Source organism: Polynucleobacter ibericus, assembly GCF_018687955.1.
GTDB lineage: Bacteria > Pseudomonadota > Gammaproteobacteria > Burkholderiales > Burkholderiaceae > Polynucleobacter > Polynucleobacter ibericus.
In genome coordinates this window covers 1,560,400-1,578,548 of sequence record NZ_CP061309.1, presented here as the reverse complement: position 1 = coordinate 1,578,548, position 18,149 = coordinate 1,560,400, and the positions used below count along the sequence as shown (strand labels likewise).

Genomic DNA, 18,149 nt, shown 5'->3' with positions numbered 1-18,149 from the left:
ATCGCTTTCAGGGTAGCCATCAATTATATTGTGGGCATGCCTTCTATCGTCACCTTAATCTCAGGCCGCGGATCTAATTTCGAAGCCATCTTCAAAACCGCCCAAAAAGAGCAATGGTCAGTCACATTTGCTGGGGTCATAGCGAACCACTCAGCAGCTAAGGGCCTTGATTTTGCTCGCTCGCAGGGCATTCCAGCCTTTGCTATTGAGCATAAGGAGCATGCTACCCGTGAATCCTTTGATGCTGCATTAATTGAGCAGATTGACGCTTTAGGGGCTGATTTGGTGGTTCTCGCCGGCTTTATGAGGATTCTGACCCCAGGATTTATTCGCCATTTCGAGGGCCGCCTAATTAATATCCACCCAGCCCTGTTGCCAGCCTTCCCAGGCCTGCATACCCATGAGCGGGCTTTAGAGGCTGGCGTGAAGGAACATGGCGCTACCGTGCACTTTGTAAATGAAGGTGTGGATGAAGGTCCGATTATTTGTCAGGCCTCGGTTCCGGTGCTTGAAGGCGACGATGCCAATACCTTAGCGGCCCGTGTTTTAACAGCTGAGCATCAAATTTACCCGCGGGCCGTAAAATGGTTCCTCGATGGACGATTGCGCATAGAAGGTAATCAAGTGAAGTTACAACCCCCGGAGTCGCAATTTTTTAAATTATGAGTGCAGAACGTCCACCCCGCAGATCTGGTAACAGACTAGCCCCCAATAAAAGTTACGCAACGAAATCGAAAGATCCATTGCGTCGCCCCGAGCGCAGAAATGCTAGCGGTAATTTAATTGCGCCGGAAGGCCAAAAGAATTTCTCGAATGCAAAAGCATTGCCACAGCATGCAATTCATCTAGAGCGTTTGCTTCCGGAATTACTGAGTTTTGAACAGCCAGCAGACCGAGTCGTCAGTCGTTATTTTAGAGAAGAGAAACAACTCGGAAATCGCGATCGTGCTTTGATTGCTGAGAGTGCGTTTGCTATTTTGCGTCGTAAAAATGAGTTCTCTCAATTTGCCTCGAGCGGCGAAGGTTCTCAAGCTAGACGCTTAGCCTTATTGGGTTTGCTGTCTGCTCTGTCTGAAGGTGGACTTGGTTCTGCCAATCGCGCAGAGAGTGCCATTGCTGACTTAGCACATGTGCTCAAGCCAGGTGAATATGAATGGTTGCAACGTTTTGCAACAGTTGATCCTGCGGCATTAAATCCCTTGGTGCGCAACAATTTACCTGAGTGGTTGTGGGATGCATTTGGTCAATATCCTGGCGAAGAAACTCGCGAAGAACTTGCTAAGTCATTAATGCATCCAGCACTTTTAGACTTGCGTGCAAACACCATGAAAACCAATCGCGAAGAATTACTCGCGCAGATGAATGCATTGGGCGGTCGCTATCAAGCAATTCCGACTCCATACGCACCCGATGGTGTGCGCATTATGGGCAAGCCTGCTTTGCAAAATACTGCAGGCTTCAAAGACGGCATGTTTGAAGTTCAGGATGAGGGTAGTCAGCTCTTGGCATACCTGCTTGCTCCTAAGCGTGGCGAGATGGTTGTGGATTTTTGTGCTGGTGCGGGTGGCAAGACTTTGGCAATTGGAGCGCTCATGCGTTCCACCGGACGTTTGTACGCTTTAGATACATCTGAGCGTCGTTTAGCAAATTTGAAGCCAAGACAGGCTCGTAGCGGCCTTTCTAACGTTCATCCGGTGTGGATTGACAGCGAGAATGATGCCAAGATCAAACGCTTGGCTGGAAAGATTGATCGCGTCCTGGTTGATGCCCCTTGTAGTGGAATGGGTACCTTGCGACGCAACCCTGACCTCAAGTGGCGCCAGACCCCAGCCGGGGTCTTGGAGCTAAACCAGAAGCAAATGAATATTTTGGCCTCTGCAGCCCGTCTATTGAAGCCAGGCGGACGCTTGGTTTATGCCACTTGTAGCTTGCTGCCGCAAGAGAATCAAGCCATTGCTGAGGATTTCTTGGCGAAACACCCGCAATTTGAGGCTGTTCCAGCGGCGGAAGTTCTTAAGCCATTGTTTCCAAAGGATAAATTTCCTTTAGGTTGCAGCAAAGACAATCCTTGGTGGCAGTTATGGCCTCATATTCATGGAACGGATGGCTTCTTTGGGGCAGTTTTCCAGAAGAAAGCTGCTGCGCCCGTTCCCGAGGCAGAAAAAGACCCTCAAAAAGAGACTAAGGTCAAAAACAAGAAGACTCCTAAAGAACTAAAATAGAGTTTTAGACCTCTTTAGGGATTCCCTTTTGAATACAGTTTCAGGTTTTGATTTATTCCTCCATTGGCTTGCGAATGGATATTTGGATTGGTCTTGGTGGAAGATAGTTGTTTTTACATTAATCGCCACCCACATCACGATTGCTGCAGTAACCATTTTCTTGCACCGCTGCCAGGCGCATCGTGCCTTGGATCTGCATCCCATCGCCTCCCACTTTTTCCGTTTTTGGCTTTGGCTAACAACAGGCATGGTTACCAAAGAGTGGGCTGCCATTCATCGCAAGCATCACGCTAAATGTGAAACTGTTGATGATCCACATAGCCCTCAGGTTTTAGGAATTAACACTGTTCTCTCACGTGGTGCAGAGCTTTATAAAAAAGAAGCTGCTAACCAAGAGACATTAGATAAATTTGGTCATGGCACGCCAAATGACTGGATCGAGCACAACGTCTATTCCAAGTTCTCTTGGCAGGGCGTTGCCATCATGCTCATCCTCGATGTGTTTTTATTTGGTGCGGTTGGGCTCACTGTTTGGGCTGTGCAAATGTTGTGGATCCCAATTACTGCGGCTGGAGTAATTAACGGCATTGGTCATTACTGGGGCTATCGTAATTTTGATAACGAAGATGCCTCCAGAAATATTGTGCCTTGGGGCATCTTGATTGGCGGTGAAGAGCTGCACAACAATCACCATACTTTTGCCACGAGCGCAAAGCTGTCTAATAAATGGTATGAGTTTGATATTGGTTGGATGTATATCCAGATGATGAGCGCAGTTGGTTTAGCAACTGTGAAGAAGACTCCACCTAAGCCAGTGCTGAGTGATTTACGCCCCGCCGATCTGAATACTTTAGAAGCTATCATCGCAAACCGCTATGAAATCATGGCGCGTTATAGCAAGACCTTGCGCAGTTTTTTTAGTAACGAAGTGCAGCATATGCAAGTTTTGGCAGCGCACCTCAGTGACGCGCGCACATGGTTAGCTAAAGACGAGTCTCGCTTAACTGAGCAAGAAAAAGCAAAGCTAGAAGAATTAATGGCAAGCAATGCGCAGTTACGTAAGATGATTGAGATGCGTCGTGATCTTCAAGCTATTTGGAGTCGTTCTAGCGCGAGCAGAGAGCAATTGGTTTCTCAGTTACATGCTTGGTGTCAGCGCGCTGAAGATAGCGGCTTAACAAGTCTGCGTGAGTTCTCATTGAGATTGCGTCGTTACGCCTAAGTAAAAACGAAATACAGTTCAAAACTTTTGACAATAAAAAACCCGCTGATGTAGCGGGTTTTTTATTTGCTTGAAGTAAGGATTACTTCAGCTTTGTTTCTTTGTAAGCAACGTGCTTGCGAATGGTTGGATCGAACTTCATGATCTCCATTTTCTCAGGCTTTGTACGCTTGTTTTTTGAAGTTGTATAGAAGTGACCAGTACCTGCTGATGACTCTAACTTGATTTTTTCTCTGCCGCCTTTAGCCATTTGTGCGCTCCTTAAATTTCGCCACGTGCACGAAGATCAGACAACACAGCATCAATACCGTTTTTGTCGATAACGCGCAAACCAGCATTGGTTAAGCGCAAGCTAATCCAGCGGTTTTCAGATTCAACCCAAAAACGACGATTTTGCAAATTCGGCAAAAAGCGACGCTTCGTTTTATTGTTTGCATGGGATACATTGTTGCCAACCATCGGCTTCTTCCCAGTGACTTGGCAAACTTTTGCCATGACATAACTCCATTAATTGCGAAAAAAGAAGATTGTATCAGTCTCAGCCTGTTTTGGGCTAGCTCTAAATGACTTTCTTGGCTGGTTATTGGAGATAAAAAGTACTCCTGAGGGACGGATGGGCTATTAAGTTAGTAATTACTATCATTTATTGCCAATACTCATAAGACCGGAGTCTGAAAAAGAGAAAAAACCACTGCCACTCACAATGCAATGGTCGAGAAGTTGAATATCAACCATTTGCAAGGCATTTGCTAGTATTTTGGTGAGTTCCTGGTCGGCGACGCTAGGCAATGGGTTGCCGCTAGGGTGGTTGTGCGCCACGATCAGGGCACTGGCATTCTTGGCAAGGGCTTCTTTTAGGATTTCCCGAGGGTAGATGGCTGTTTGGGTAATAGACCCTCTAAAAAGCTCCTCACATTCAATCAGGTGCAGGCGGGAGTCCAAATACAGGCACAGAAATACCTCGTGGGGCAGGCGTCCAATTTTGGCCTGCAAGAACTCTCTCACGTGGTTAGGTGATGAAAAGATGGGGTCTTGGGTAAGACCATCTTCCAGGCTGCGTTTAACCAGCTCATATGCTGCTTGAATTTGCGACCATTTAGATAGCCCTACGCCATGAATGCGGGTGAATTCGTGGGGTGTGCTGGCTAGAAGCTTAGGTAGGCTGCCAAAATGATGCAGTAGATCTTTGGCTAGAGCAACGGCACTTTTACCCTTTACCCCTACCCGCAAAAATATGGCCAGTAGTTCCGCATCAGAAAGTGCCTTGGCGCCATTTAAGCGGAGTTTTTCCCGGGGCTGCTCATTTTTTGGCCAGTCTGTAATCGGGGAGTGCACAGCCTGCGCAGGCCTAGATACAATCACCTTATGACTAAGCTTACCGTTTTGCCCAATTCCTTTCTGACTCTCAACTATCGGCTCACACTGCCTAGTGGGGAGGATTACATCAACACTTTTATTGATCGTCCTGCGACGGTTTTGATGGGGTCTGGACAATTTGCTCCTTGCTTTGAAAAAGTCTTACTTGGTTTAGGCGTGGGTGAGAAAAAAAGTGCATTGCTTCCACCCGAAGAAAGTTTTGGTGATCGTAAAGAGGATTTAGTGCAATGGGTATCTTTGCAGGCTCTCAAAGAAGGTCGCGATGACGATGTGGAATTTAATCCTGGTGATGTGATTGAGTTCAACGCGCCAGGCGGTGCTCAGTATGCGGGTGTATTGCAGTCGATCAATGATGAGGGTGCGTGGTTTGACTTTAATCATCCTCTTGCAGGAAGACCGGTGACATTTGAGGCAGAGATTGTGGCGATTCTATAAATCATGAGCACTCCCGATAACGCAGAAATTTTGATGGCTCAACCGCGTGGGTTTTGCGCGGGCGTAGATCGCGCTATCAATATTGTGAACGAGGCGCTCATTCGTTTCGGTGCACCAATATATGTGCGACATGAGATTGTTCACAATGCCTACGTGGTGAATGAGTTGCGCGATAAGGGCGCAGTATTTGTAGAGGAATTGCATGAAGTTCCTAAAGGCGGCATCGTTGTATTTAGTGCGCACGGTGTTTCTCAGGAAGTGCGTAAGGATGCTGAAGCGCGAGGATTGCAGGTCTACGACGCTACGTGCCCCTTGGTTACCAAGGTTCATCTTGAAGTTGTCAAAATGTGCAAAGACGGCTTTACCGTATTGATGATTGGTCATGCAGGACACCCTGAGGTTGAGGGCACCATGGGGCAAGTAAAAGAAGGTGTTTTCTTAATTGAGAAAGTTAGGGATATTGATTCCTTAGTATTTCCGGCCGACGAGAAGATTGCATTTGTTACACAGACAACGCTCTCAGTAGATGAGACCAAGGAAATTGTTGAAGCGTTAACCAAAAAGTTTCCCCACATTGTCCAGCCTCGCAAACAAGATATTTGTTATGCCACCCAGAATCGTCAAGATGCTGTGAAATTCATGGCACCTCAAGTTGAGTTAGTTATTGTGGTCGGTAGTGCGACGAGTTCAAACTCCAATCGTCTGCGTGAGCTTTCTGAAAAGTTAGGCGTGCCGTCTTACATGGTGGATGCCCCAGAGCAACTTAAGCCAGAATGGTTTGTTGGCAAAAAACGGATAGGTTTAACTGCGGGCGCGTCTGCACCCGAAAGTTTGGCTCAATCCATTGTCAGTCGAATTCAGGAGTTTGGACCCAGAAGCGTACGTGCACTCGATGGCGTAGTTGAGGACGTTACCTTTTCCCTGCCGAAAAATTTAGTTGGTTGAAGTATCCATTCATAACAGAGGAGCTGTAGATGAACAAATCACACATTACTTTTACAAGAAATGCCCTTGCTTTAGCGGCGGCGGCCCTACTGCTGGCGGCTTGCGGCAAAGGTGGCGATAAGACTGCTGCAGCTCCAGCAGATAGTATTGAGGTCAAGATCGGTCACGTTGCCCCTTTAACTGGCCCCATTGCTCACTTGGGTAAGGACAATGAGAACGGCGCCCGCTTGGCACTTGAAGAAATCAATAAAGCAGGTTTAACGATTGATGGAAAAAAAGTAGTTCTTACTTTGGTGCCTGAAGATGATGCCGAAGATCCAAAGACTGCTACACAAGTTGCGCAAAAATTAGTGGATGCCAAAGTGGCAGGTGTAGTAGGTCATCTCAACTCTGGAACGAGTATTCCAGCTTCACGTATTTACAGCGATGCCGGTATTACCCAGATTTCTCCATCTGCAACGAATCCTGACTACACAAAGCAGGGCTTTAAGACAACTTATCGCTTAGTTGCTACGGATGCACAACAAGGGCCAGCATTGGCTAATTACGTTGCCAATACCTTGAAGGCAAAAACTGTTGCGATTATTGATGACTCTACTCAGTACGGCAAAGGTTTAGCTGATGAGTTTGAGAAAACAGTCAAGGCTGCTGGTATGAAAGTGGTGACTCGTGAAGCGAGCAACAACAAAGCAACGGATTTCAAAGCTATTCTGACCAAGATTAAAGGCAGCAAGCCTGATGTCATCATGTACGGCGGCATGGATGCTACTGGTGGCCCCTTAACTAAACAAGCTGCTGAGTTGGGTATTAAGGCAAAGGTCGTTGGTGGTGATGGTATGTGTACCGAGAAGCTTGCAGAGTTGGCTGGCGAGGCTGTAGTAAATGTGACTTGCTCAGAAGCGGGTATGGCTTTATCGAAGATGGCACAAGGGGCTGATTTCCAGAAGCGTTACAAAGAGCGCTTTAATACTGATGTACAAATTTATGCGCCTTTTACCTATGACGCTGTCTATGTTTTAGTAGATTCGATGAAGCGCGCAAATTCAACCGATCCTGCCAAGATTTTGGCCGTCATGCCTGATACCAAAATGCAAGGCTTGGTAGGCAATATTGCTTTTGATAATAAGGGCGATATGAAAGAGGGCGTAATTACTTTGTATGATTTCAAAGACAAAAAGAAAACAGTTCTTGAAGTTATTAAGATGTAATGACACTGCAATAAAAAATAGCGCCGCTTCTGCGGTGCTATTTTTTTATTCAGACTCAATAAATTCCCAGCCCTAATGGACATTCTTCTTCAGCAGATCATTAATGGCTTAGTGCTTGGAAGCATCTATGCTTTGATCGCGCTGGGATACACCATGGTCTATGGTGTTCTGGGCATTATTAATTTTGCGCATGGCGAAGTATTGATGATTGGTGCGATGGTATCGCTGTCACTCTTGCGCTTGATTCTGAACTTAACCAGTGATTTACCGGGATGGCTTACGCTGCTAATTGTGTTGCCGGTGACGATGGCGGTATGCGCTGGGCTCAGTTATTGGATTGAGCGTATTGCCTATCGTCCCCTACGCAATGCTCCTCGTTTAGCGCCTTTGATCTCAGCGATTGGCATGTCTATTTTGTTGCAAACCATTGCGATGATGATTTGGTCGCGCAATCCAATGACCTATCCGCAATTATTGCCTTCTGTGCCGATCGATTTATGGGGTAGCGGCGCTACCATTACTGGTAAAGAAATTGTGATCATTGTCGTCGCCTTAGTGGTGATGGCTGGGCTGTTATTCCTAGTGGAAAAAACAAAGCTTGGTAGAGCCATGCGTGCTACGGCTGAGCAAACTCAAATTGCCGCACTCATGGGTGTCAATCCGAATCGCGTCATCTCTATTACATTTATGTTGGGTGGTGCATTGGCCGGCTTAGCGGGCGTCATGATTGCTAGCAACTATGGCAATGTCCATTTTTATATGGGTTTCATTCCGGGCCTTAAAGCATTTACTGCAGCCGTTCTGGGCGGCATTGGCAATCTTCAGGGCGCGATGTTGGGCGGTTTGCTCTTGGGCTTGATTGAATCCTTGGGTGCTGGATATATTGGTGAGCTCACTGGCGGAGTCTTTGGCTCTAACTACCAAGATATCTTTGCATTTCTGGTTTTGATCTTAGTACTTGTTTTGCGACCCACTGGTCTGTTGGGCGAGAAGGTTTCTGATCGTGCTTAAGGGTCTTGTTGGAAATCACCTAAGTCGCACTGCCTACATATGGCTTGGTGTAGTTGCTTTAGTTCTCTTGCCTTGGGTTGTAGGCGCGGGAGGCGGTAACTACTGGGTGCGCGTACTGGATTTTGCTTTGCTCTATATCGTTTTAGCCCTGGGTTTAAATGTTGTAGTGGGCTTTGCGGGTCTATTGGATTTAGGCTACATCGCCTTTTATGCATTAGGCGCTTACAGCTTCGCTCTATTGGCATCCCCGCACTTACCAACTCAGTTTGCAAGTATTGCGGCGAGCTTTCCAGAGGGTATGCACTTTTCACCCTGGATGGTTGCAGTGTTCTCGATTATATTGGCCGCCTTATTTGGCTTGATCTTAGGTTTGCCTACCTTGCAGTTACGTGGCGATTATTTGGCAATCGTCACCTTGGGATTTGGTGAGATTATTCGCATCTTCATGAATAACCTCGATCGTCCTTTAAATCTCACTAATGGACCTAAGGGAATTTCTGGCATTGATCCACTGCAATTATTTGACATCCCATTTACCAGGCCCCTAGATCTTGGCTTCATCCAAATCCCTGGTTTATATCTAGTGTTCTATCTATTCCTGGCATTAGCGGTTGCAGTAGCAATCGTTTGTCTGCATTTACAAGACTCACGTATAGGGCGCGCCTGGATTGCAATTCGTGAAGATGAGATTGCTGCTAAAGCGATGGGTATCAATACCCGCAATATGAAATTACTTGCTTTTGCCATAGGCGCTTCATTTGCCGGGGTGGCAGGGGTCTTATTTTCAGCCTTTCAGGGCTTTGTTTCTCCGGAATCATTCACGCTGTGGGAGTCCATCGTTGTTTTGGCTATGGTGGTTCTTGGTGGTATCGGCCATATTCCAGGGGTAATCTTGGGTGCGGTTTTATTGGCAGTCTTTCCAGAAGTTTTGCGCGGCATTGCCCAGCCAGTGCAGCTGTTTCTGTTTGGTCATGTGATTGTCGATGTTGAAATCATTCGCCAATTAATTTATGGCTTGGCTCTAATTTTGATCATGCTCTATAGACCTGGCGGCATTTGGCAAAAGCGTGGAGGTGGAAGATGAGCGCCCCCTTGCTTTTGGATGTGGCGGATGTATCAAAGCGCTTTGGTGGAGTTCAGGCTCTAGACTCTGTTGGTCTGCAAGTACCGCAGGGATCGATTGTTGGCTTAATCGGCCCTAATGGCGCTGGTAAGACTACTTTCTTTAACGTCATTACTGGTTTATATCCGGCAGATTCAGGAATCTTTTTGTTTGATGGCAAATCGTATTTTCCGGAATCGGTATCCGAGGTAACTAAGTCTGGCTTAGCCAGAACTTTTCAAAATATTCGTCTCTTTGGGGAAATGTCTGTTCTTGAAAATGTGATGGTGGGTTGTCACTGTCGCACTAAGGCCGGTTTACTTGGAGCGATTTTCCGCTTTCCATCCGCCAAACGTGAAGAACAAGCGATACGAGATAAGGCGCATAAGCTATTGGCTTATGTTGGCCTAAGCGAGTTTGCCCAGATAGAAGCGCGTAACCTTTCTTATGGCCATCAGCGTCGTCTTGAGATAGCGAGGGCTTTAGCCACTGAGCCCAAGCTCCTGGCGCTTGATGAGCCCGCTGCTGGTATGAATGCAACTGAGAAATTAGAGCTGCGAGAATTGCTATTGCGTATCCGTGCTGATGGCAAAACAATTTTGTTGATTGAGCACGATGTGAGTTTGGTCATGGGGATTTGCGACAGCTTGACGGTGCTAGATTACGGCAAGGTAATTGCCGCCGGAAAGCCGGCGGATGTCCGCGTGCATCCGGAAGTCATTAGAGCTTATCTTGGTCAGGGGGCCGCTTGATGAGCTCCTTACTAAATGTAAAAGATCTCAAAGTATCCTATGGTGGAATTAACGCCGTTAAGGGAATTGATCTGCACGTCAATCAAGGCGAGCTTGTTGCATTAATTGGCGCCAATGGCGCCGGTAAGAGCTCGAGCTTGAAAGCGATTGCAGGTTTATTAACGCCTTCCGCTGGCGAGATTGATTTTGCAAATCATCTTACGAAAAAATTGCCGGCCTACGAATTGGTTCGCTTGGGGTTGGGTATGGTGCCAGAGGGTCGTGGCGTCTTTAAGCGCATGACTATTCTAGAAAACTTACAGATGGGCGCTTACTTAAAAACGGATGCTAAAGAAATCGAGCGCAAGCTTGAAGAGGTGTATTCGTATTTTCCGAGGCTGAAGGAGCGCTTATCTCAGTTGGCAGGCACCCTCTCTGGAGGTGAGCAGCAAATGGTGGCAATGGGTAGGGCAATGATGGCCGAACCTAAGTTACTGCTACTGGATGAGCCATCAATGGGTCTCTCGCCGATTATGGTTGAAACGATTTTTGATGTGGTTCGCAGCTTATCTGCCAGTGGAATGACTATTTTGTTGGTGGAGCAGAATGCCCGTCTCGCTTTGCAGATGGCGGATCGCGCTTATGTCATGGAGAGCGGCTTAATCACTCTCAGTGGGTCTGGAAAAGAGTTGCTAGAGGATCCTAGGGTAAGAACTGCCTACCTCGGTGAGTAGGCAGGTAATGTCTTTTAAGCCACTTCTTTGAGTAACTCGCGCAGCATATTGCACATCTGACGAATCTCATCATCAGACACATTTAATGCCGGCATAAAGCGTAACAAATTTGGTCTTGGTGAATTAATCAGCAATCCCTCAGGGCCGCGATCACGCGCTAGCTCAACCAATTTTGGGCCAATATCTTTGCCAAGCATGAGGGCGCGTAACAAGCCTTCACCACGCTCACCTTCCAAATTAAATTCTGCACAAAGTTTGAGTAGCTCTGATTTGAGTAATTCACCTTTGGCTTTAACGCTATCCAAAAATCCTGGAGCTAACAGCTGCTCAATGACGCTAATACCGACAGCGGTCATGAGTGGATTACCGTTGTAAGTACCCCCTTGATCGCCCGGCACAAAGCAAGCGACTGCATCGGTTGCCAATAAGGCTGCCAATGGGACGCCACCACCAATACCTTTACCTAAGGTCATGATGTCTGGCTCGATACCGTAGTTTTGGTAAGCAAAGAGGGTGCCAGTACGGCCGCAGCCGGCTTGCACTTCATCGGCGATTAAGAGGATATTGTTTTCTTTGGTGAACTTACGCAGTTCAAGCATAAATTCTTTAGTCGCTGGAATGACGCCGCCCTCACCTTGAACAGGTTCAAGCATGACAGCTACTGTTTTATCAGTTACTAGTTTTTTCACCGACTCTAAATCATTCAAGTCTGCTTTAGGAAAGCCTGCTACCTGTGGGGCAAACATCGTATCCCAGTTAGGTTTTCCGGAGGCGCTCATGGTTGCCAATGTACGACCATGAAAACTATGATCAAAGGTGATGATTTCAAAGGCACCAGATTTATTGAGTTGACCCCATTTACGAGCGAGTTTAATTGCGCCTTCATTAGCTTCTGCACCGCTATTCGCAAAAAAGACTTTGTTGAAGCAGCTGTTCTCAGTCAAGAGATTGGATAAACCAATCATAGGTTCGTTATAGAACGCAGGACTTGGATTGATTAACTTCTTTGCTTGTACGTTGAGTGCCTCAATCATTCCGGGGTTACCATGACCTAAGCAATTTACCGCCCAACCCTGTAAGAAGTCCAAGTAGCGCTTGCCATTGTTGTCCGTTAGCCATGAACCTTTACCTTCGACCATGATTACCTCTGGACGTGGGGTAATAAACATGACTGAGTGAGTATCAATAGTCTGGTTTGGCTTATTCATGCTGGTCTGCTTGGATTAATAAATATAAGTAAGGGCTCTATTATCTCGCTGAATCGGTTTTGCAGTGCTTAGGCGGTCGCTAAATCCGCTGCGCTAGTAAAAGAGTCTGCAAAGAATTCTTCCTCAGGTAGATGACATTTAGATGAAAAGTCATCTCTGGCGGCATTGACCATCACTGGCGCACCACAGGCGTACACCTGAAAGTCCTTCATGTCAGGATGGTCTGCCATGGCTGCTTGGTGCACAAACCCAGTGCGACCTTGCCAGTTATCTTCCGCTAACCCATCAGAAATTACCGGAATGTACTTAAAGTCGGCAATTTCTTGTTCCCAAACTTTGCACAGATCATCCAAGTACAAATCGCTGGGACGGCGTCCACCCCAGTAAAGATGAATAGGGCGCGCAATTTTCTTCGCCTGCATTTGCTCGATGATCGATTTGATGGGGGCAAAGCCAGTGCCCGCTGCAACAAAAATAATCGGTTTTTTAGAGTCTTCTCTCAAGAAGAAGCTGCCTAATGGGCCTTCAAAGCGCAGGATATCCTTTTCTTTTAATGCAGGAGTAACGGCACCAAAAACAAAATCTGTAAATAAGCCGCCTGGTAAATGGCGAATATGCAATTCAAGTGGACCCTCTTGCTCTGGCGCATTAGCAATCGAGTAGGCGCGGCGTTGACCATCCTTTAGGAGAAATTCTAAATACTGCCCAGCCAGGAATTGAAAGCGTTCAGCAGCTGGCAATTGGAGTTTGAGGATGGCCACATCGCCGCTAGGCTTGCTAATGGAATTGACCCGGCAAGGCACTTTGCGAATTGCAATATCGCCAGTCCCTTGAACTTCACGAGCTTCAATGAGTAAGTCAGACTGGGGATGGGAGCAACAAAACAGAATGCCGCCAGCGGTTTCATCGGTCTTGCTGAGAGCGCTTTCGCTATGTTGACCATGAGTTACCTGACCCTCTAAAACCTTTCCTTTGCAGGAGCCACAAGCCCCATTTTTACAGCCGTAGGGAAGGTTGATGCCTTGACGCAGGGCGGCCTCCAGGAGATTTTCATCTGGATTAACGGTAAATTGTTTGCCGCTCGTTTTGAGCGTGACTTGATAAGACACTCTCATTCCTTTCAATAAATCGTTACGATGTCACTTATGCAATCTTTTGGTAAACCTTCAATCCTGATTATTGGCTGCGGCGACATCGGTCTTCGGGTGGCTAAACAGCTCTCACGAAGTCATCGCGTATACGCACTCACTTCTCAACAAAATCGCTTTCAGGAGTTGAGGGAGGTTGGCGCGATTCCTATTTTGGGTAATCTGGATCATCCAGAGTCTTTGTGGCGCCTAAGTGGTTTAGCTCAAACCGTGATTCATTTGGCGCCACCTCAAAATGGTGGAAATCGTGATTGCCGAACCCGCAACCTACTTAGAATTTTAGCCCAAGGCTCTAATGTCGTCAGGCGCCTGATCTATATCAGTACTACAGGCGTATATGGCGACCACAGGGGTGGCAAAGTGAACGAAGTAACCCAAGTGAGCCCACAAAGTGAGCGCGCTCAAAGAAGGGTGGACGCAGAGCGGGCGCTCCGTTTATGGGCGCCAGCCCATGGAGTGGCTTTAACGATTCTGCGTGTGCCAGGAATTTATGCCGCTGACCGTTTGCCGATTGAGCGCTTACAGGCGAAAACGCCAGCGTTGTTGTCTGAGGAGGATGCTTACTCCAATCATATTCATAGTGATGATCTCGCAAGGCTGGTATGTGCGGCGGTTTATCACGGTAAGCCACAACGCATCATTAACGCTTGCGATGGCGGTGAAACCAAAATGGGTGACTACTTTGATGAAGTTGCAGATGCTTTTGGCCTGGAAAGACCAGCTCGATTGCCTGGTAGCGAGCTACAAAAAATTGTGAGCCCGATGCTTTGGTCTTTCATGCGTGAATCACGCAGAGTAACGAACACGCGTTTGCATGAACTCAAAACACCACTACGCTATCCCAGCGTAGGACATTTTCTAAAAACTATTTCCAAGAATCCTTAAGGCCAACTGTACGGTTAAATACTGGCTTGCCAGGCTGGCAATCTTTTTGGTCGGCAACAAAGTAACCATGGCGCTCAAACTGAAAACGATCTTCGGCTTTCACATCTTTCATGCAAGGCTCTAAATACGCAGCAATCGTTTGCATAGAGTTTGGATTGATGGCATCCAAAAAATTCTTGTCGCCACTATCTGGATGTGGGTCGCTAAAAAGATGATCGTATAAGCGCACTTCAGCTGGAATAGCTTCTGCAGCGCTAATCCAGTGAATATTGCCCTTCACCTTGTAATTATTGGAGCCAGCTGTGCCACTCTTGCTATCGGGGAAATGAGTGACATTGACTTGAGTAACATTACCTTGTGCGTCGGTTTCAAAACCAGTGCACTCGACTACAAAGCCATGTCGTAAGCGGACGCGGCTACCAGGTTGATCGCCAATAGGTGGATACAGTCTGAAGAATCCTTTAACGGGTTCTTGCATAAAGTCATCCGCTTCAATCCATAGTTCACGAGTAAAGTTAAATTCGCGATTACCCCATTCTGGATGATTGGGGTGACGCGGCGCAGAGCAAGCCTCTGTTGCTGAGGCATCAAAGTTTTCGACTACAAGCTTAAGTGGCTTTAATACCGCAGTAGCGCGTGGCGCTCTGACTTCAAGATCATCACGAAGCGCCTGATCAAGAGTACTCATATCAATCCAGCTATCCGCTTTGGAAACCCCAATACGCTCACAGAACAGGCGAATACTTTCTGGGGTGTAGCCACGACGACGTATGCCTACGATTGTTGGCATACGTGGATCATCCCAACCTTCAACATGCTTTTCTTCGACCAGCTGCAACAACTTACGTTTGCTAGTGATGGTGTAAGTGAGATTGAGGCGGGCGAATTCATATTGATGCGGCACTGGATCTTTAAATACGCCCAGCTCTTTAAGGGAGCTCACAATCCAGTCATAGAGCGGACGATTATTCTCAAACTCCAATGTACATATGGAGTGAGAGACATTTTCTAAGGCATCAGAAATGCAATGTGTGAAATCGTAAAGAGGGTAAATGCACCATTTACTACCAGTGCGGTGGTGGTCGGTATGGCGGATGCGATAAACCACTGGGTCACGCATCACAATGTTCGGATGTGCCATGTCAATCTTCAAACGAAGAACGTGTTCCCCATCTTTAAATTTACCATCGCGCATCTCACGAAACAGCTTTAGATTCTCTTCGGGGCTGCGATCACGATAAGGACTATTTTTACCAGCCTGGCCAAAATTACCGCGATTGGTATGAATGTCATCAGCACTTTGACTATCGACATAGGCTTTGCCATTCTCAATCAAGATCTCTGCAAACTCATAGAGTTTGTCAAAGTAATCGCTTGCGTGATACAGATTAGTACCCCAATCAAATCCCAGCCACTTCACTGCATCCAAAATGCTATCGGCGTATTCCACATCCTCTTTGACGGGATTGGTATCATCCAGGCGCATATTGCAGCGCGCGCCACCAGCCTGATTGTTGTAATCAGCAGCCAAACCAAAGTTCAGGCAAATGCTTTTAGCATGACCAATATGTAGATAGCCATTTGGCTCAGGCGGAAAACGGGTGATGATGGATGGGATGGCTTCGCCCACCAAATTAGTACGCTGTGAAAAAGCGCCGCTTGCTAAATCATGATCAATGATCTGGCGTAAGAAATTAGATGGTTCGGCTACAGCGCCGGTATTTGCTTTAGAGGGTTTGCTATCTTGGGACATAGTCACATTGTAGAGAAAACCCCTGACCCATAAAGAAAAAGCCCGCAAACTGCTGCGGGCTCATTTCTGGGGGGCGCGCGGGGAATTAATCCTCCACGAACGCCTCTTCGCGCGTCTTCTTCACTGCTGGCAGAGCCACGATCACTACCAAGAGGGCTGCTGCGATCAGCAAACCTAAGGACAGTGGGCGGGTTACGAAAGTAGTGAAATCGCCGCGAGATAACAACAATGCACGACGGAAGTTCTCTTCCATCATTGGTCCGAGCACGAAGCCCAGCAGCAATGGAGGAGGTTCACAACCCAGTTTGAAGAATAAGTAGCCAATTAAGCCAAAGCCTGCGGTTACATAGACATCAAACACAGTGTTATTTACGGTGTACACGCCGATACAGCAGAACACCAGAATCGCTGGGTAAAGGAAGCGATAAGGAATCTTCAAGAGCTTCACCCAGATACCAATCAAAGGCAAGTTCAAGAGGATCAACATCACGTTACCAATCCACATGGAAGCGATCAAACCCCAGAACAAAGCAGGGTTGCTGGTCATTACTTGTGGACCTGGCTGAATGTTATGAATCGTCATTGCACCAACCATCAAAGCCATAACGGCATTTGGTGGGATACCTAATGTGAGCAATGGAATGAATGAAGTTTGAGCGGCAGCATTGTTTGCTGCTTCTGGACCTGCAACACCCTCAATCGCACCCTTACCAAACTCATGGCTGTACTTAGAGGATTTTTTCTCAACAGAGTAAGCGCCAAACGCTGCCAAAGCTGCGCCGCCGCCTGGCAAGATACCCAAGATAGAGCCGATGGTAGTACCACGCAAGATCGATGGGATCATGCGCTTCACGTCGTTCTTGGTAGGAACCATGCTGGTGAGCTTATTGAGGAAACCCTCATCGTCGCCAGACTTCTCAAGATTGCCCATGATTTCTGCGAAGCCGAATACGCCCATCGCTACAGCAACAAATCCAATACCGTCGCTCAACTCAGGAATATCAAACGCATAGCGAGATACGCCAGAATTCACGTCAGTACCAATTAAGCCCATCAAGAGACCCAAGATGATCATGCCGATCGCCTTGATCAAAGAGCCAGATGCCAATACCACCGCACCGATCAAACCTAACACCATTAAGGAGAAGTATTCGGCGGGGCCAAACTTAAATGCAAGCTGAGAGAGTGGCGCAGCAAATGCGGCCAATACTAGAGTTGCTACGCAACCTGCAAAGAATGAACCCATGCCAGCGGTAAAGAGTGCAACACCAGCACGGCCATTTCGGGCCATTTGATAGCCGTCGATCGCCGTTACCACCGAGGACGTCTCCCCCGGGATGTTTAAGAGAATCGCCGTTGTAGATCCGCCGTACTGTGAACCGTAGTAAATACCTGCCAACATGATCAGGGCGGCAATTGGAGGAAGTGCGTAGGTAGCAGGCAACAGCATCGCAATCGTTGCGATCGGGCCAAGACCTGGCAATACCCCAATTAAGGTTCCCAAGATACAGCCGATAAGGCAGTACATCAGGTTTTGTAATGTGAACGCGGTGTCGAAACCGAGAGCTAAGTTAGTGAATAAATCCATTTTTCAGAGTCCCGTTTCGTTATTGTTGTAAAAATACAGGAAAGAGTGGGAACTGAAGCTTCAGACCCAATACAAACACTGAATAAGTAAATGTCACTAAAAAGGCAGCATTTATTGCTGTACCTTTCCAAGTAAATTCTTTGCTGGCGCTGGCGGCTACGAACACCAAGACTACTATGGCAATCAAGAAGCCCATGCGTGGAAGCAGTAGGCCATAGAGCACTACCGCACCAGTAATTTGCGCCATGATGCGCCAGTTAAATTTAGGGATGGACTCAATGGCTGCTTTGGCGCCAAATGCTTTAACAGCTACCAAAACCCCTAGGAAGAACATCAAAATACCTAAATAGAATGGGAAATAGCCAGGACCCATTTTGGCGGCAGTTCCCATGGGGTAATTAGTGGCCATGATGGCGAAAAAGAGACCTATAACCATGTACATGATTCCGGCCCCAAAATCCCGTTGATTGCGAATTTTCAAGTTGCTCTCCTTGTGATCGACTCAGCTGTCGATTTTTATTGATGTTGTGCGATTGTAAGGCAGGTTTGACCCATCTTCCTTAGCGTTTGCCCTAGGCTA

General features: G+C 47.2%; 19 protein-coding genes. 11 read left to right on the top strand and 8 right to left on the bottom strand.

Going from position 1 to position 18,149, the window contains the following annotated elements:
* Positions 1–36 precede the first annotated feature (36 nt).
* The 3 genes from purN to AOC20_RS08035 are packed head-to-tail and all read left to right on the top strand — an operon-like array spanning position 37 to position 3,444.
* A complete protein-coding gene (purN, locus tag AOC20_RS08045) occupies positions 37–666 on the top strand; it encodes a phosphoribosylglycinamide formyltransferase (RefSeq protein ID WP_215360085.1) in 630 nt (209 codons plus the stop codon).
* Positions 663–2,222, top strand: a complete 1,560-nt coding sequence (locus tag AOC20_RS08040) for an RsmB/NOP family class I SAM-dependent RNA methyltransferase (RefSeq protein ID WP_215360083.1) — start codon at positions 663–665, stop codon at positions 2,220–2,222. The genes purN and AOC20_RS08040 overlap by 4 nt, the downstream gene beginning before the upstream one ends.
* A gap of 28 nt (positions 2,223–2,250) precedes the next feature.
* Positions 2,251–3,444 (top strand): DesA family fatty acid desaturase, encoded by a 1,194-nt coding sequence (locus AOC20_RS08035; RefSeq protein ID WP_215360081.1) that lies wholly within the window; start codon positions 2,251–2,253, stop codon positions 3,442–3,444.
* 82 nt (positions 3,445–3,526) lie between these two features.
* On the opposite strand, the gene rpmG is transcribed toward AOC20_RS08035, so the two are convergent.
* From rpmG to radC, 3 genes are all read right to left on the bottom strand, one after another.
* On the bottom strand, positions 3,527–3,694 hold the full coding sequence (gene rpmG / locus AOC20_RS08030; RefSeq protein WP_015421876.1) for a 50S ribosomal protein L33: 168 nt from the start codon (positions 3,692–3,694) through the stop codon (positions 3,527–3,529).
* 11 nt (positions 3,695–3,705) lie between these two features.
* Positions 3,706–3,939, bottom strand: a complete 234-nt coding sequence (rpmB, locus tag AOC20_RS08025) for a 50S ribosomal protein L28 (RefSeq protein WP_011903570.1) — start codon at positions 3,937–3,939, stop codon at positions 3,706–3,708.
* Between the two features lie 144 nt (positions 3,940–4,083).
* Entirely contained in the window at positions 4,084–4,806 is a 723-nt protein-coding gene (gene radC / locus AOC20_RS08020; protein ID WP_215360079.1) for a RadC family protein, read from the bottom strand.
* Positions 4,807–4,809: 3 nt separating this feature from the next.
* On the opposite strand from radC, the gene AOC20_RS08015 reads away from it, so the two are divergent.
* From AOC20_RS08015 to AOC20_RS07985, 7 genes are all read left to right on the top strand, one after another.
* Entirely contained in the window at positions 4,810–5,256 is a 447-nt protein-coding gene (locus tag AOC20_RS08015; protein ID WP_215360076.1) for an FKBP-type peptidyl-prolyl cis-trans isomerase, read from the top strand.
* A 3-nt stretch (positions 5,257–5,259) separates the two neighbouring features.
* A complete protein-coding gene (ispH, locus tag AOC20_RS08010) occupies positions 5,260–6,201 on the top strand; it encodes a 4-hydroxy-3-methylbut-2-enyl diphosphate reductase (protein ID WP_215360074.1) in 942 nt (313 codons plus the stop codon).
* Between the two features lie 29 nt (positions 6,202–6,230).
* Positions 6,231–7,409, top strand: coding sequence for a branched-chain amino acid ABC transporter substrate-binding protein (locus AOC20_RS08005; protein WP_215360072.1), 1,179 nt, complete (start codon positions 6,231–6,233; stop codon positions 7,407–7,409).
* A gap of 75 nt (positions 7,410–7,484) precedes the next feature.
* Positions 7,485–8,420: a branched-chain amino acid ABC transporter permease gene (locus AOC20_RS08000; protein WP_215360070.1), complete on the top strand. Its 936-nt coding sequence runs from the start codon at positions 7,485–7,487 to the stop codon at positions 8,418–8,420.
* Positions 8,421–8,457: 37 nt separating this feature from the next.
* Positions 8,458–9,504, top strand: coding sequence for an ABC transporter permease subunit (locus AOC20_RS07995; RefSeq protein ID WP_251373189.1), 1,047 nt, complete (start codon positions 8,458–8,460; stop codon positions 9,502–9,504).
* Positions 9,501–10,274, top strand: coding sequence for an ABC transporter ATP-binding protein (locus AOC20_RS07990; protein ID WP_215360066.1), 774 nt, complete (start codon positions 9,501–9,503; stop codon positions 10,272–10,274). The genes AOC20_RS07995 and AOC20_RS07990 overlap by 4 nt, the downstream gene beginning before the upstream one ends.
* Positions 10,271–10,987 carry an ABC transporter ATP-binding protein gene (locus tag AOC20_RS07985; RefSeq protein ID WP_433915454.1) on the top strand — a complete coding sequence of 239 codons (717 nt, stop codon included), beginning with the start codon at positions 10,271–10,273 and terminating at the stop codon, positions 10,985–10,987. The genes AOC20_RS07990 and AOC20_RS07985 overlap by 4 nt, the downstream gene beginning before the upstream one ends.
* Before the next feature lie 14 nt (positions 10,988–11,001).
* On the opposite strand, the gene AOC20_RS07980 is transcribed toward AOC20_RS07985, so the two are convergent.
* The gene (locus tag AOC20_RS07980; protein ID WP_215360062.1) at positions 11,002–12,195 is read right to left on the bottom strand and encodes an acetylornithine transaminase; all 1,194 of its coding nucleotides are present in this window, start codon (positions 12,193–12,195) and stop codon (positions 11,002–11,004) included.
* Between the two features lie 68 nt (positions 12,196–12,263).
* Entirely contained in the window at positions 12,264–13,304 is a 1,041-nt protein-coding gene (locus AOC20_RS07975; RefSeq protein ID WP_215360060.1) for a CDP-6-deoxy-delta-3,4-glucoseen reductase, read from the bottom strand.
* A gap of 27 nt (positions 13,305–13,331) precedes the next feature.
* On the opposite strand from AOC20_RS07975, the gene AOC20_RS07970 reads away from it, so the two are divergent.
* Entirely contained in the window at positions 13,332–14,228 is an 897-nt protein-coding gene (locus tag AOC20_RS07970; protein WP_251373082.1) for an SDR family oxidoreductase, read from the top strand.
* On the opposite strand, the gene AOC20_RS07965 is transcribed toward AOC20_RS07970, so the two are convergent.
* The 3 genes from AOC20_RS07965 to AOC20_RS07955 form a co-directional block, all read right to left on the bottom strand.
* Complete coding sequence (locus AOC20_RS07965; protein ID WP_215360058.1) at positions 14,209–15,981, bottom strand: glutamine--tRNA ligase/YqeY domain fusion protein; 1,773 nt, start codon at positions 15,979–15,981, stop codon at positions 14,209–14,211. The two genes, AOC20_RS07970 and AOC20_RS07965, sit on opposite strands and share 20 nt — an antisense overlap.
* An 85-nt stretch (positions 15,982–16,066) precedes the next feature.
* Complete coding sequence (locus AOC20_RS07960) at positions 16,067–17,569, bottom strand: tripartite tricarboxylate transporter permease (RefSeq protein ID WP_215360056.1); 1,503 nt, start codon at positions 17,567–17,569, stop codon at positions 16,067–16,069.
* 19 nt (positions 17,570–17,588) lie between these two features.
* Positions 17,589–18,050 (bottom strand): tripartite tricarboxylate transporter TctB family protein, encoded by a 462-nt coding sequence (locus AOC20_RS07955; protein WP_215360054.1) that lies wholly within the window; start codon positions 18,048–18,050, stop codon positions 17,589–17,591.
* Positions 18,051–18,149: the final 99 nt, after the last annotated feature.